Below are 14,119 nucleotides of genomic sequence, written 5' to 3'. Positions count from 1 at the left end.
TTTCAAGAATATATATAATGAGGAGGAAATAATTATGAAAATCGCAATTTCTGGTGGTACCGGCTTTATCGGTAAATACCTTTCTACTTTTTTTATTCAAAAAGGATATACTGTTTACATTCTCGCGCGAAAAAAAACTACTGAAACTTCCGATCCTAACCTTCAGTATGTACAATGGACACCAGATTTACAAACCTTCCCCCTCTCTTCTATTGATGTAGTTATTAATCTAGCTGGAGAGTCTATTAATAGTAGATGGACAAAGAAACAAAAGAAAGTCATTTTAAACAGTAGAATTCAAACAACAAAAGGACTCATTAAACAATTGCAGACACTCCCTACAAAACCACACACATTTATTAACGCAAGTGCAATTGGATACTATGGAACGTCTGAAACCGAGTCTTTTACAGAACAGCATGTGACTCCTGGAAATGACTTTTTAGCAAATACAGTATATTCATGGGAACAAGAAGCATCTAAAGCACGTGCTCTCGGAATACGGACAATCTACGCAAGATTCGGAGTCGTATTAGGTCCAGACGGAGGAGCCCTTCCAAAAATGCTACTTCCCTATCAATTCTATATCGGAGGTACAGTTGGATCTGGAAATCAATGGTTATCATGGATTCATATAGACGATGTCGTTCGCATGATTGATTTCATCATACACAAAGAAGAAATTGATGGACCTCTTAACATTACAGCTCCTGATCCTATAAGAATGAAGGAATTTGGAGAAATCATTGCAACTATAATAAAAAAACCTCATTGGTTACCTGTCCCTTCATTTATGCTTCATGCTTTATTAGGCGAGATGAGCATACTTGTACTAGAAGGGCAACATGTATTACCTAGTAAAGCAATTGAGTATGGGTATCAATACACATTTCCGTCAATAGACCATGCATTACAAAATATACTTTCGCATACAATGTAGTACTTCTAAAACACAGTTTTACAGAGGGCCCTTTCAAAACTTTTATTTTCTAGCATCCGGAGCATTATTACACAAATAATCTTTCAGTTACTTTCCCTTACATTCCATTAACATTATAAAGTAACAGAAATGAGGTACCTATGAAAATATTGCTCAAACAAGCCATTGTCTATCCTATTACATCCCAAAAATTTCAAGGGGATGTACTCGTTATAGGAGAAAAAATTGCTGAGGTCAAGCCTTCCATTCAACCTACTCAAGATATGACAGTTATAGACGCACGTGCTCTTCATCTCTTACCTGGATTTATTGATGTCCATACCCATCTTGGTCTCTATGATGAAGGTACTGGTTGGGCTGGCAATGATGCAAATGAAACATCTGAAGTTTCAACACCACATATCCGTTCTTTGGACGGAATTCACCCTTTTGATATTGCATTTCAAGATGCGGTACAAAATGGAATCACAACTGTTCACGTTATGCCAGGAAGTCAAAATATTATCGGTGGTACTACTTGTGTAATAAAAACAGCTGGAACTTGTATTGATCATATGATTATTCAAGAACCTGCTGGTCTAAAGATTGCCTTTGGAGAAAATCCTAAAAAGGTCCATAGTAATGGCACAAAAGAGTCCATTACGCGTATGGGAATTATGGGATTACTTCGGGAATCATTCTATGAAGCACAGCACTACGGGCATGAAGCTGATTTTCGAATGCTTCCTATCTTAAAAGCATTACGCCGTGAAATACCCGTACGTATCCACGCTCACAGAGCAGATGATATTATTTCTGCTCTACGCTTTGCAACAGAGTTCAATCTTGATTTACGTATTGAACATTGTACAGAAGGACACTTTATTGTTGAAGAACTTTCGAAACACAATTTGAAGGTTTCAGTTGGCCCCACGCTTACACGCCGTTCTAAAATCGAACTAAAAAATAAAACATGGGATACTTACCATATATTATCAAAAAATGGAGTGGAAGTTTCCATCACAACAGATCACCCCTATACACCCATTCAATATTTAAATGTTTGTGCTGCTGTCGCAGTAAGGGAAGGATTAGACGAAAAAACTGCACTAGAAGGAATCACTATATTTCCAGCGCGAAATTTACGTTTAGAGGATAGAATTGGAAGTATTGAGGCTGGAAAAGACGCTGATCTTGTGCTCTGGACCCATCATCCTTTCCATTATTTAGCCAAGCCTGTACTAACTATGATTGATGGAAAAATAATTTACAAAAAAAATAAAAAAAACTAGTTTATTTTTTTGACTAGATAAAGTATTATACGATTATAAACTGAATGAAACCATAATCAATTTGTGTCGTGATTATCATTTTCAAATTGATGAATGGGGAAGGCAAATGGTGCGCCACCAGCGTTAGAAACTGGTTCTAGTGGGTTCGATTCCCACCCCGAAATTTTTTAAAGATTGATATAAAAATTTCGAGGGTGGGGTGTTTTTTCGTCATGCTACCCTCGTGTGAGGAGGAGTTAGTATGTTGAAAAAACGCGACTTACACGACAGCCACGTTCTATACGAGTTAATGGTGGATCCAGCTGTCTTCCCTTTTGTGCGTCAAAAGGCTTATTCTTATGAGGAATATTTATTTTTAACGAAACAAACGATTGAAGCTGAAGAGCGTGGGGAATTAATTTCACGCACAATTTTAGATGAATGGGGTAACCCTATCGGAACAATTACTTTATTTGATGTGCAAGAAAAAGCCGGATTTCTTGGAACATGGCTTGGCAAACCTTATCACGGAAAAGGCTACAATAAATTGGCAAAAGATTCATTTTTTAGCGAACTTTTCTACGAGTTAGATATTGAAACGATCTTTATGCGTATTCGCAAAATAAATATTCGTTCTATTAAAGCTGCAGAAAAATTACAATATGTAAATCTAGCAAACGAAACAAGAAAAGCCGTTTATGATGAAATTAACGCGAATGAAGAAGTATATAACTTATATGAAATTCCAAAAGATCAATATACACTTGCTACAATGCGAGATACAACGTTCCAAGATTCTCATCACTTAAAAGAAGCATAATCTAAATTTTCAGAAATAATAATTAACCATTAACATTTTGATATATACGTATATCACCCCATGTCTTTGGAAACGATATATAGTGACTTTAGGACACGAGGTGATTTGTAATGGATAAAAAGAAACGTGACAAAACAAAAAACGCATTATCTAGTACACAAGAAGTTCTCTACCAACGAGAATTTCGTAAAGCAGATCGCGCAGCGGGTTATCGCTCAAAAAGTATTTAAAGTGAGAATGAATAATTAGAAGTTCTCCCCCCTAATTATTCATTCTCATTACATATTTTTTCTACGTGATAGAGTAGAGTAGAAAAAAGGTTCCTTATAAATAAGGAACCTTTTTTCTGTGGATAACGTTATCCACAGAATTAATAGAATTGTGAATGAATTACAAAAACCCTTCACAAGTTTGTATGTTGTAACGCACATCAAATGTTAGAATTGTGGATATTTTTCTAAAAATTGTGGATGATGTGGATATAGTTGTTAATATTCCGATTTTACTGTTTAATGAAAGCGTAATCTTCATGTGGATAAGTCTTTATCTTGGAAAACAATAAAAAACCCTCTTTAAACATACAAAAGAGGGTTTCATATTAAGTAAATGATTGTGCAAGAGCAGGTGATTTAATAGGTATATGATTCGGTTCTACATGATTTTCTGCCAAAATTGTATCCACAATATGATCAGCTGGCTCTGGACGATAAATGCTTTTCATCGCTTCTTTCATTTGAAGAAGCTTCATATCATCTTGTAATAACGCCTCTGTTTTTGCAAAAACCTCACTATCATCACGAATGACAACTGCAGCCCCTTTTCTTTCAAAGTACATCGCATTTTCATTTTCTTGTCCTGGAACAGGCTTATATAAAATGACAGGTACTTGCAATGCTGCCGCTTCACTTAACGTAATACCGCCTGGCTTTGTAATCATACAAGAAGTAACACGGAATAGTTCATCAATATTTTCTACATAACCAAATACTTTTAATGCATCAGGATTTTTTTCCTGTAACCCTAATAAATCCTGTTTTAACGCTTCATTTTTCCCACAAACGACAACTACTTGTAAATCAGGTACTGACATAAATGATTGGCATAGTTCTTTTACACTTCCTAATACCCCATGAGCACCTGCTACAATTAGTAAAATCTTTTTATTCTTACATAACTGATATTTATTATATATAATGTCTGGATTAATCTTTAACTCAAAACTACTACGAATCGGAATTCCAGTTTCAACAATTTGCTCCGCAGGTACACCAATATCAACCATAACTTTTTTTACGTGATCAGTTGCTACAAAATAACGATCTACTTCCCGATGAATCCATATTTTGTGCACACAAAAATCCGTTAATACGTTATACACAGGAATTGAAATACCTGTTTGCTTTTTTAATTCTGGTACAGCTATAATCGGAAAGGTATTAATAACAATATCCGGTTTCTCCGCTTGTAAAAGTAATTTCAAACGTTTTCTTCCAAAATTCGCATACCAAGATGCTATTTTTTTATCATAAATTTTTTCCACGCCATAATAAAACAAGCGGTACAATTCTTTTCCTATTGTATAACTTTTTAAATATAAATATTTTGTAATATCGGTTATAACCGGATGTGATTCTCCGAACAAATCGCATACAATTACATCTTTAATTCCTTTTTGGCGAAATGTTTGTTCTAATGTTTTCGCTACTTGCACATGACCGTTTCCGTAATGTGCAGTTAATATTAAAACCTTGGGGTTTTTTATCAAACAAATCCACTCCTAGCTTATTGTTTCTCCATATTGCATATACGACAATAGGAAAAACATTTTCCTTAAAAATTACATAAACAGACTCTAATATTTCTCTTTCAGCTATGTACCTGTCGTGGATATGCAAAGCATATAAGATTGACCCCTTAATCCTATCTGTGCTCATATCTTTACATTATACTTTCCTATAAGAGCTTTCGCAATAACTTACAAATGTTCTCTATTCCATGATACTCACTCTTTTACTTCTTAATTCTTTTTACTATTTTGATTTCCCTTTACAATTATGTAAATTTCTCCACTTATTCCTTACAAAAATATGGATATTCTATTTTCAGTATACTCTTTTCTCCATATATACTCTAGGTTTTATTGTAAAGAAAGCAAAAAGCCTAACCCAATATTTGGATTAGACTGCTTGTAAAATATGTCTTGCTTCTTCTACATTTTTTTCAGTAGGCGGTTCTACATTTGCGAGTGGATACTTATGCCCAAGTGCCTCCCATTTATATACACCAAGCTTATGGTATGGTAGCACTTCAACTTTCTGAACATTAGACAGACTTTGAATAAAACTAGATAGTTTTTGTAGATCCTCTTCATTATCAGTAATACCAGGAACTAATACGTGTCGCACCCAAATCGGTTTATTTTTATCCGATAAATAACGAGCAAATTGTAAAATATGTTCATTTGGTTTTCCTGTTAACTTACGATGTTTCTTTGAATCAATATGTTTCAAATCCAATAAAACTAAATCTGTGTACTCCATTAAAATATCTAGCTTATTTTGGAATTCTGGTTCTTCAGAATAACAACCACCTGAAGAATCAATTGTTGTATGAATTCCAATTTCCTTACATTTCTTAAATAATTCAATTAAGAAATCTAACTGTAATAATGGTTCCCCACCACTAACTGTTATACCGCCTCCAGAAGCTTCAATAAAAGGAAGGTAACATGTCACATCCTGCATTACTTCTTCGACTGTTATTTCTTTTCCTTTACCGATCTCCCACGTATCAGCATTATGACAATATTGACAACGTAATAAACACCCTTGTGTAAATATGACATAACGAATTCCTGGGCCATCAACAGTACCACAAGACTCTACAGAATGAATTCTTCCTTTTACCATGTTACTTCCTCCTTTATTGAAACAGCCTCCCTCTGCTATTTATAAAATGCAGAGGGACATTTTTTTCATTTACATGCTTTCATGCATTGTACGGTTAATTACATCGATTTGTTGTTCACGAGTTAATTTAATAAAGTTTACAGCGTAACCAGATACGCGAATTGTTAATTGTGGATATTTCTCAGGATGTTCCATTGCATCCATTAATGTTTCACGGTTAAATACGTTAATATTTAAGTGATGGCCTTCTTTTACTGCATAACCATCAAGCATTGATACTAAGTTACGTACTTGTACTTCATCCTCTTTACCAAGTGCTTTTGGAATAATAGAGAATGTATTAGAAATGCCATCTTGTGCATCTTCATATGGTAATTTAGCTACAGATAATAATGAAGCTAACGCACCTTTTGTATCACGTCCATGCATTGGGTTCGCACCTGGTGCAAATGGTTCTCCAGTACGGCGACCATCTGGAGTGTTACCAGTTTTCTTACCGTATACAACGTTAGATGTGATTGTTAAGATTGACATTGTATGAACAGAATTTCTATATGTTTTGTGTTTACGAAGTTTATTCATAAATGTTTTCACAAGATTTACAGCAATTTCATCTACACGGTCATCATTGTTACCGTATTTAGGGAAATCTCCTTCAATTTCAAAGTCAACTGCAATTCCGTTTTCATCGCGAATTGGTTTTACTTTTGCATGTTTAATTGCACTTAAAGAGTCTGCTACTACAGATAGACCCGCGATACCTGTTGCCATTGTACGAAGAACATTTGTATCATGAAGTGCCATTTCAATACGTTCGTAGCTATATTTATCGTGCATGTAGTGAATAACATTTAATGTGTTTAAATATAGACCCGCTAACCATTCCATTGTCATATCAAACTTATGCATAACTTCTTCATAATCTAATACTTCAGAAGTAATCGGTGCGTACTCAGGACCAACTTGTGCTTTAGATTTTTCATCTTTACCACCGTTAATCGCATATAGTAATGCTTTTGCTAAGTTTGCACGTGCGCCGAAGAACTGCATTTGTTTACCAATTCTCATTGCAGATACACAACAAGCAATTCCGTAATCATCGCCGTAGTCAGCACGCATAATATCATCATTTTCATATTGAATTGCTGATGTTTTAATAGACATTTTCGCACAGTAGTTTTTAAAGTTCTGTGGCAATTGTTTAGACCAAAGAACTGTTAAGTTTGGTTCTGGAGCTGGTCCTAAATTATCTAGTGTATGCAAGAAACGGAATGAGTTCTTTGTTACTAATGGACGGCCATCTAATGCCATACCGCCGATAGACTCAGTTACCCAAGTTGGGTCACCAGAGAATAATTCATTATAATCAGGTGTTCTTGCAAATTTCACAAGACGTAATTTCATAATGAAGTGATCCACAATTTCTTGTACGTCTTCTTCTGTTAAAGTACCATTTGCTAAATCTCTTTCAATATAAATATCTAAGAATGTAGAAGTACGTCCAAGACTCATTGCAGCTCCGTTTTGCTCTTTAATTGCTGCAAGATATGCGAAGTATAACCATTGGAATGCTTCTTGAGCAGTTGTTGCTGGCTTAGAAATATCAAAGCCATGAGAAGCAGCCATTTGTTTTAACTCTTGAAGTGCACGTATTTGCTCAGATAACTCTTCGCGTAAACGCATTGTATCTTCACTCATTACACCGCCAGTTAAATTTAAATCTACTTTCTTCGCTTCAATTAAATGATCTACTCCATATAATGCTACGCGGCGGTAGTCACCGATAATACGTCCCCGTCCGTATGCATCCGGAAGACCAGTAATAACACCTGATTTACGAGCAGCTCTCATTTCTGGTGTATAAGCATCAAATACACCTTGGTTATGAGTTTTTCTCCAATCTCTGAAAATACGACTAAGCTCTTTATCCATTTCGTATCCATAAGATTCACAAGCTTGTTCCGCCATACGAATACCACCATATGGTTGTAAAGAACGTTTAAATGGTTTATCAGTTTGGAAACCGACTACTTTTTCAGTCTCTTTATTTAAATATCCTGGTTCATGTGATGTAATAGAAGAAACAATTTTTGTATCCATATCAAGAACGCCACCGTTTTCACGTTCTTTCGTTGTTAAATCCATTACTTGATCCCAAAGTTGTTTCGTTGCTTCAGTTGCTCCCTCTAAGAAAGATTCATCTCCCTCGTAAACGTTTACATTATTTAAAATGAAATCGCGAACATCAATTTCTGCTTTCCATTTTTCACCTTTAAAGTTTTCCCATGCGTTTTTAACATTTTCTAATACTTGAGTCATCCTAATCTCCTCCATTTTTGATTAGTACAGGACTAAGATTTTTTATATAACAGCTTACACACTTAGAATACTACTTTTTTACGAAAGTGAACGAAATAGTTGTGACATGTTTGTGAAATATTGAGCAAACTACTATATACATAGTGTTAACTTCATTTGAAAGTCTTTAAAATTAACCCTTTCCTTAATTGTATTTTTTTGGTATCCTTATATACGAGTCCTATTTTGTAATATAAGAACAATACCCATTGTAGAGCTGTAATACTCTTATCTCCTAATCTGTTATAGTTTTTATAGCAGAACAAAAAAGTGTACATATGTTGTACACTTTTTTGTTACCTATAAAATGAAACTTTAATCAGTGGGGGTCTTACTGCCCATTAAAGTCGGATAAAATATCTCTTTTTCTATTTCCATCATGGAATCCACCACGACTGCCTGTTAATACAATTAATTGCTCTAACCCTTCTATATGATCACCAATAATTCGAAGTACAGCTGGTGGATGACCTATTTTAGCAAAATGTTCACTGGGTCGAATACGGTTCATCTTATCGACTTCAACACGACTTACACATGCAACTTCAAATCCTGAAAGAATAGCTTTCGCTTGGGCTACACACGGTGCCAGTAAAGATCTATATCCAATTCCCTCCAAACACTTACGACTAAACGCATTCGGTACAGCGATAAGAGAGCCTACGCCTAGATCTTTTCTATCACAAGCTAAATTTAATGCGTATTTAAATGCAGTTACAAGATGAAGCGGTACTCTTAAATCTAAATAATGATTTAGATCATTTAATGCAACATCTGTTCCATCTGCAATAGCTTTCGCAAAAGGATATAGCTCACTCGCTGGAATAACAAAATCGCCGTCTATAAATAACACAATTTCTCCTTTTGCGAAATACGTTCCAAGTGAGCGCCCCACATCATTTCCGAGTGCTTCTTTATATACAATTGTCGTTGCTCCCTTTTCTTTTGCAATCGTTGCTGTTTGATCCGACGAACCATTTACAACAACGATAATTTCAAAAGGTTCAATTTTGCGAAGCTCTTCTATAACGTTTCCAATTGTTTTCTCTTCATCTTGTACAGGAATAATGACCGATAATTGCTTTCCCTTATACAAATTCGATGTAACGCCCCATCCTTGATAAAAATCTTCAAAATCTAAAGTATGATAGACACTACCTCTTTTCCTATTTCCATCATAATACCCTCCGCGCTCATCGCTACCTACTATTCGCTCCGCTACAGCTTCTATGTGGTCACCTATCATCCGTTTTTCAGAATGAGAAAGCCCCGTGCCATACGCAGCATGCTCGGTCGGCCGAAATTTATTTGGTGTAATAACGTCAATTGCACAATGTCGACTAATTCTCCATTTGCTTTGAATAAGGCGTAAATGAGCGACAATAGGATTAACAAAACATTCATATCCAATGCTTTGAACAACTTCTTTCGTCAACGCGTGAGGTACAGATAATAAAGAATCAATCTTTAACTCTTCACGCTCTAGCATTGCATTTAATATTTGGCGCCATACTGTCACTGAGTGCGGTTTTTGTTTCTTTAAAAATAACGCATCCAAATTATTTAAAACGATGTCGGCCTGATCATGTAAAATTGGATTTAGGAATAATTGTAACTTTGAAGTTTGAATAGCAAAATCTCCATCTATAAATAGTAATACGTCACCTATCGCGTGTTTTGCGCCAACTGCACGGCCAACATCATTCCCCAGTAGCTCTGTATACTTGATTACTTTACACCCTAAACGATCAGCAACCTCTTCTGTACCATCATTACAACCGTTTGCTACTACAATAATTTCTACTGGATTTAATCCTTTTGCCGATTGAATAACGTCTGAAATCGTATCCGCTTCATTACATACAGGTATAATAATCGATAGTGACTTAGCCATTGTTTTCTTCACGAAACCATTTAATAGTTTCTTTCAACCCTTGTTCCCACGTTACTTTCGCTTGAAATTGAACAAGTTCTCTTAATTTCGTTACATCTGGTCTTCTATTTGGAATTTCTTCAAAGCCATGTGGGTACACCTCTTCAAAAGGAACTTGAACAATTTTCGAAGAAGATTTCGTTAGTTTTTTAATTACTTCTGCTACTTCTTTTATACTCTTTTCATTCTCAGAACCTATATTAATAATCTCACCATTTACCTTCTCATCCATTGCTCGAATCGTTGCCTCTACCGCATCACTTACATACGTAAAACAACGTGTCTGTTTTCCATCTCCATATACGAGAATGTCGTTTCCTTGCAGTGCTGCGCGAATAAATCGTGGGATTACCCCTGCATACGGACCATCTTTCGCTCTTGGACCATAAATATTAAAATAACGAACAATCGTTACAGGTAAGCCTTCTAAAGCGTATCCTAAACATAATGTTTCTTCTAACGTTTTACAAACTGCATAACTCCAACGTATTTTAGAAGTTGCACCATATAATCGATCTCCTTCTTCAGAAAAGGGTGGCTTTGCCTTACCATATACTTCTGAAGTAGACGCAAAAACAACTTTCTTCTTTCCTTTTAGCGCTGCTTGTAAAATGTTTCTCGTTCCATCAAAATTCGTTTCAATAAGCTCTATACTCTTTTCCATTGTCGTTTTCACACCTAAAATCGCTGCTAAATGAAACACTACATCATGTTGATTCACTAATTCATAAATAGAATTTTGATCTAAAACACTTATTGGAATAACCCGAATTTCTTTCATTAACTCATCATGATATTTATTTTTTCCTTTATAGAAGTTATCAACGATAGTGACATCATAACCTCTTGTCACTAGCTCTTCAGCTAAATGTGATCCAATAAATCCTGCTCCACCTGTAACTAAACATTTCTTACTCATACACTCACCTTCTTTATAATTCCACGTGTATCTACGACTTGCTTTATCCCTTTAAAAACCTTCCAATCGATATTAGAGTGGTCTGTTAAAATTAAAATACAATCCGCTTGTTTAACGACTTGTTCATCCAAAGAAACAGATTGATACACCTTATCTCCAAATTTTGCAGAAGAAATATATGGATCGTGATACTCTATCTCATATCCTTCTTTTATTAACAACTCAATAATTGGTAACGCCGGTGATTCTCTTAAGTCATTTACATCTTTTTTATATGCAATCCCTACAATTAAAACCGTTGCAGGTGATTGCACCACACCTTTTACTTTCCGGACCATTTTTTCTGGCATTTCCTCATTAATTACATGTGCCGCCTCAATTAATTGACTCATTGCTCCATTCTTTTTTATTCTCCACTGGAAATATAAAGGATCTACCGGAATACAGTGTCCCCCTATCCCTGGTCCTGGCCAATACGGCGTAAATCCAAATGGTTTTGTAGATGCCGCTTCAAGTGCCTCATAAAAATCAATTCCTAAACTTTCACATAGTGTATTTAACTCATTTACTAATGAAATATTGACTAAGCGCTGAATATTTTCAAATAGCTTACACATTTCTGCTACTTTTGGGGAGCTAACTGGAACAACTACATCAAATATAGTGCTATACAAAGCCTGTACTTTTTGTTTACACATTTCTGTTTGTCCACTAATGACTTTTGGAATCGTTTGAACTGAATATTGACTATTAGCTGGATCAATTCTCTCAGGAGAATATCCAATATAGAAATCTTCTCCTACCTTTTTTCCTGTTTGAGAAATAATCGGAATAATAACTTCCTCGAGCGTACCTGGATATGTGGAACTTTCGAAAATGAAGGTTTGTCCTTTTTGAAGGTTTTGTTGTATATAATGCGAAGCTGAAATGAGGGCACTTAAGTCTGGTTCTCTTTGTTCATTAATTGGAGTTGGGACAGTGACAATAACGTAATCACTATTTTGAAAATCAGCAATACCTTGATCCGGTGTATTTACTATTAATTTTTTTCTAGTCAATAAACTTTGTAACAATTTAGAAGAAACATCTGGAATATAACTTTCTCCCTGTATAATTGATTCTATTTTTCTAGTATCTTTATCTAATCCAAGTACTGTATGTCCTCTCTCTGCAAAATGAACTGCCAAAGGAAGACCAACATATCCTAATCCGATAATGGCAACTGTACTACTAACATTCATCTGTATTCTCTTCTTCCTTTCTCAATTGTTGAATGATATTTCTATCCCGCTCTCCATCTGTAAAACTCCCGCGCTCGTCTGTGGATTGCAATAAATATGCAATCGCCTCGAGTTGATCACCGAAAATACGATCGAATGCTGGAATACGCCCATTTACAAATCCATGTTGCTCTGGGCGTACTCGATTTGTTTTTATAACATCTACAAATTCTACCGCTGTAATAGAGAATCCCTCCAAAATAGCTTTCATTTGAGCGAGTGGCGGAATGATAAGAGAATCATATCCGATTTTCTCTATTACTTTTTTATGCATAGCATGTGGTACTGCCGTTAATGAGTTATTCCATAAATCTGGTCGTTTCGCTACTAAATTCACAAAATATTTTCCCATGCTAATTGGGTCTGCCGGATGAAACATATCTAATAAACACTGTAAATCATTTAATGCCACATCATTTCCATCTTCAATAGCATGTAAAAATGGAATTAGTTTTTTTCCTGGAATAACAAAATCACCATCGACAAATAAACAAATATCGGCCGTAGCATGCATAGCTCCTATCGCTCGGGCTACATTATGTCCAAGCGCTTCCTCAAATTCAATAACAATGACATTCTCTAGCTTCGCTTGTTTAATTGTCTCAACATCCGCCCCATTCGCAACAACTATAATTTCATCTACACCTGATTTTTTCACTTCTTTTATAACAGATCTTATAGTCGTCTTTTCTTCTGATACTGGGATAATCGCACTATATTTCGCTTTTTTCTTTTGTAATAACACTGGTTTATACTTTCCTATAAACTCTCTATCCCTATTTCCTTCCGAAAAGCCACCACGCTTACCATATATTTCGATTACGTATTGCAAAGCACGTAAATGATCCCCCATAATACGACTAGTCGCTTTCGGATAAGGAGAGCCAGGTGATGTACCAGTATGAACGGGACGCACTTTATTTGTATGAATGACATCCACAGAAGCCATATCGACAATATCTACTCCTCTAGACATCGCTATCGCTTGAAATAGTGCTGGATCCGCTAAATTCCACCAACCAAACTTTTGAATAACTTCCCTACTCATTGCATGCGGAATTGCGATTAAAGATCCAACAACAAGCTCTTTTTTATTCAAATAACGATTCAACATAAATTTTCCAACTGTCGTATAATGCGGTCTCATCTTTAAATAAACAGACCATGTTAAATTATTCACAACAATTTGGTGACCTTGCTGAATGCCTTTTATAAAACGTTGTAGCTCTTTATTATCAATGACGATATCACCATCTAAAAACAAAACAATGTCGCCTTTCGCTTCTCTTGCACCAATTGCCCGTCCAACATCATTACCAAGAGAATATTTATAATAAATGACATGGCAATGATGTTGTAAGGCTATTTCTTTTGTTCCGTCTGTCGATCCATTATCTACTACGATAATTTCATATGGTTTCAATTTCTCCACTTCTACTAAAACTTGTGATAAAGTACTCGCTTCATTATGCGCTGGAATAATAACTGATACCCTCATATTTTTACCCTTCCAAGCGAACATAAGAAATGATGGGAATACGTACAACTACATCTTCCGGTGGTCCATAAGAAGGAGAAGTACGAACACTTACTGCCCCGTCTGTCACAGATAACAGAATACCTGCAACAATTTCGGCCGCTGTCACAACTTGCACTAACTCACCAACATGGTTACGTAATTCTTCAGTAAATAACATATATAAGTCTCCT

12 protein-coding genes are annotated in these 14,119 nt (G+C 35.5%); 4 read left to right on the top strand and 8 right to left on the bottom strand.

What is annotated here, in order from left to right:
- The first annotated feature begins 34 nt into the window (after positions 1-34).
- The 4 genes from ACTFRS_RS23610 to ACTFRS_RS23595 all read left to right on the top strand — a co-directional run bounded on the left by ACTFRS_RS23610 (position 35) and on the right by ACTFRS_RS23595 (position 3,240).
- Complete coding sequence (locus tag ACTFRS_RS23610; RefSeq protein ID WP_139869521.1) at positions 35-940, top strand: TIGR01777 family oxidoreductase; 906 nt, start codon at positions 35-37, stop codon at positions 938-940.
- A gap of 140 nt (positions 941-1,080) precedes the next feature.
- Entirely contained in the window at positions 1,081-2,211 is a 1,131-nt protein-coding gene (locus ACTFRS_RS23605) for an amidohydrolase (protein WP_139869520.1), read from the top strand.
- A 241-nt stretch (positions 2,212-2,452) separates the two neighbouring features.
- Positions 2,453-3,010, top strand: a complete 558-nt coding sequence (locus tag ACTFRS_RS23600; RefSeq protein ID WP_000914738.1) for a GNAT family N-acetyltransferase — start codon at positions 2,453-2,455, stop codon at positions 3,008-3,010.
- A gap of 110 nt (positions 3,011-3,120) precedes the next feature.
- A complete protein-coding gene (locus ACTFRS_RS23595) occupies positions 3,121-3,240 on the top strand; it encodes a YfhE family protein (RefSeq protein WP_000358485.1) in 120 nt (39 codons plus the stop codon).
- 368 nt (positions 3,241-3,608) lie between these two features.
- On the opposite strand, the gene ACTFRS_RS23590 is transcribed toward ACTFRS_RS23595, so the two are convergent.
- The 8 genes from ACTFRS_RS23590 to ACTFRS_RS23555 all read right to left on the bottom strand — a co-directional run bounded on the left by ACTFRS_RS23590 (position 3,609) and on the right by ACTFRS_RS23555 (position 14,106).
- Positions 3,609-4,775: a diglucosyl diacylglycerol synthase gene (locus ACTFRS_RS23590; RefSeq protein ID WP_000594706.1), complete on the bottom strand. Its 1,167-nt coding sequence runs from the start codon at positions 4,773-4,775 to the stop codon at positions 3,609-3,611.
- A gap of 412 nt (positions 4,776-5,187) precedes the next feature.
- Positions 5,188-5,919, bottom strand: a complete 732-nt coding sequence (gene pflA / locus ACTFRS_RS23585) for a pyruvate formate-lyase-activating protein (protein WP_000238472.1) — start codon at positions 5,917-5,919, stop codon at positions 5,188-5,190.
- 69 nt (positions 5,920-5,988) lie between these two features.
- Positions 5,989-8,238: a formate C-acetyltransferase gene (gene pflB, locus ACTFRS_RS23580; RefSeq protein WP_440025141.1), complete on the bottom strand. Its 2,250-nt coding sequence runs from the start codon at positions 8,236-8,238 to the stop codon at positions 5,989-5,991.
- A gap of 370 nt (positions 8,239-8,608) precedes the next feature.
- Positions 8,609-10,171, bottom strand: a complete 1,563-nt coding sequence (locus ACTFRS_RS23575) for a glycosyltransferase family 2 protein (protein WP_440025143.1) — start codon at positions 10,169-10,171, stop codon at positions 8,609-8,611.
- A complete protein-coding gene (locus ACTFRS_RS23570; RefSeq protein WP_440025145.1) occupies positions 10,164-11,129 on the bottom strand; it encodes an NAD-dependent epimerase/dehydratase family protein in 966 nt (321 codons plus the stop codon). The genes ACTFRS_RS23575 and ACTFRS_RS23570 overlap by 8 nt, the downstream gene beginning before the upstream one ends.
- Positions 11,126-12,370, bottom strand: coding sequence for a nucleotide sugar dehydrogenase (locus ACTFRS_RS23565; protein ID WP_139869516.1), 1,245 nt, complete (start codon positions 12,368-12,370; stop codon positions 11,126-11,128). The genes ACTFRS_RS23570 and ACTFRS_RS23565 overlap by 4 nt, the downstream gene beginning before the upstream one ends.
- The gene (locus tag ACTFRS_RS23560; RefSeq protein WP_431085140.1) at positions 12,360-13,931 is read right to left on the bottom strand and encodes a glycosyltransferase family 2 protein; all 1,572 of its coding nucleotides are present in this window, start codon (positions 13,929-13,931) and stop codon (positions 12,360-12,362) included. The genes ACTFRS_RS23565 and ACTFRS_RS23560 overlap by 11 nt, the downstream gene beginning before the upstream one ends.
- Positions 13,912-14,106: a hypothetical protein gene (locus ACTFRS_RS23555; RefSeq protein WP_000899480.1), complete on the bottom strand. Its 195-nt coding sequence runs from the start codon at positions 14,104-14,106 to the stop codon at positions 13,912-13,914. The genes ACTFRS_RS23560 and ACTFRS_RS23555 overlap by 20 nt, the downstream gene beginning before the upstream one ends.
- Positions 14,107-14,119 lie beyond the last annotated feature (13 nt).

This window comes from Bacillus cereus group sp. MYBK139-1 (assembly GCF_051916915.1).
Classification (GTDB): domain Bacteria; phylum Bacillota; class Bacilli; order Bacillales; family Bacillaceae_G; genus Bacillus_A; species Bacillus_A pacificus.
This window is presented reverse-complemented; position numbering and strand designations above follow the sequence as displayed.

What these genes read in the sequence shown, in the direction of transcription:
- ACTFRS_RS23610 (WP_139869521.1), top strand. Translation starts at nt 35, where the DNA reads ATGAAAATCGCAATTTCTGGTGGTACCGGCTTTATCGGTAAATACCTT.
- ACTFRS_RS23605 (WP_139869520.1), top strand. Translation starts at nt 1,081, where the DNA reads ATGAAAATATTGCTCAAACAAGCCATTGTCTATCCTATTACATCCCAA.
- ACTFRS_RS23600 (WP_000914738.1), top strand. Translation starts at nt 2,453, where the DNA reads ATGTTGAAAAAACGCGACTTACACGACAGCCACGTTCTATACGAGTTA.
- ACTFRS_RS23595 (WP_000358485.1), top strand. Translation starts at nt 3,121, where the DNA reads ATGGATAAAAAGAAACGTGACAAAACAAAAAACGCATTATCTAGTACA.
- pflA (WP_000238472.1), bottom strand. Translation starts at nt 5,919, where the DNA reads ATGGTAAAAGGAAGAATTCATTCTGTAGAGTCTTGTGGTACTGTTGAT.
- pflB (WP_440025141.1), bottom strand. Translation starts at nt 8,238, where the DNA reads ATGACTCAAGTATTAGAAAATGTTAAAAACGCATGGGAAAACTTTAAA.
- ACTFRS_RS23575 (WP_440025143.1), bottom strand. Translation starts at nt 10,171, where the DNA reads ATGGCTAAGTCACTATCGATTATTATACCTGTATGTAATGAAGCGGAT.
- ACTFRS_RS23570 (WP_440025145.1), bottom strand. Translation starts at nt 11,129, where the DNA reads ATGAGTAAGAAATGTTTAGTTACAGGTGGAGCAGGATTTATTGGATCA.
- ACTFRS_RS23565 (WP_139869516.1), bottom strand. Translation starts at nt 12,370, where the DNA reads ATGAATGTTAGTAGTACAGTTGCCATTATCGGATTAGGATATGTTGGT.
- ACTFRS_RS23560 (WP_431085140.1), bottom strand. Translation starts at nt 13,931, where the DNA reads ATGTTCGCTTGGAAGGGTAAAAATATGAGGGTATCAGTTATTATTCCA.
- ACTFRS_RS23555 (WP_000899480.1), bottom strand. Translation starts at nt 14,106, where the DNA reads ATGTTATTTACTGAAGAATTACGTAACCATGTTGGTGAGTTAGTGCAA.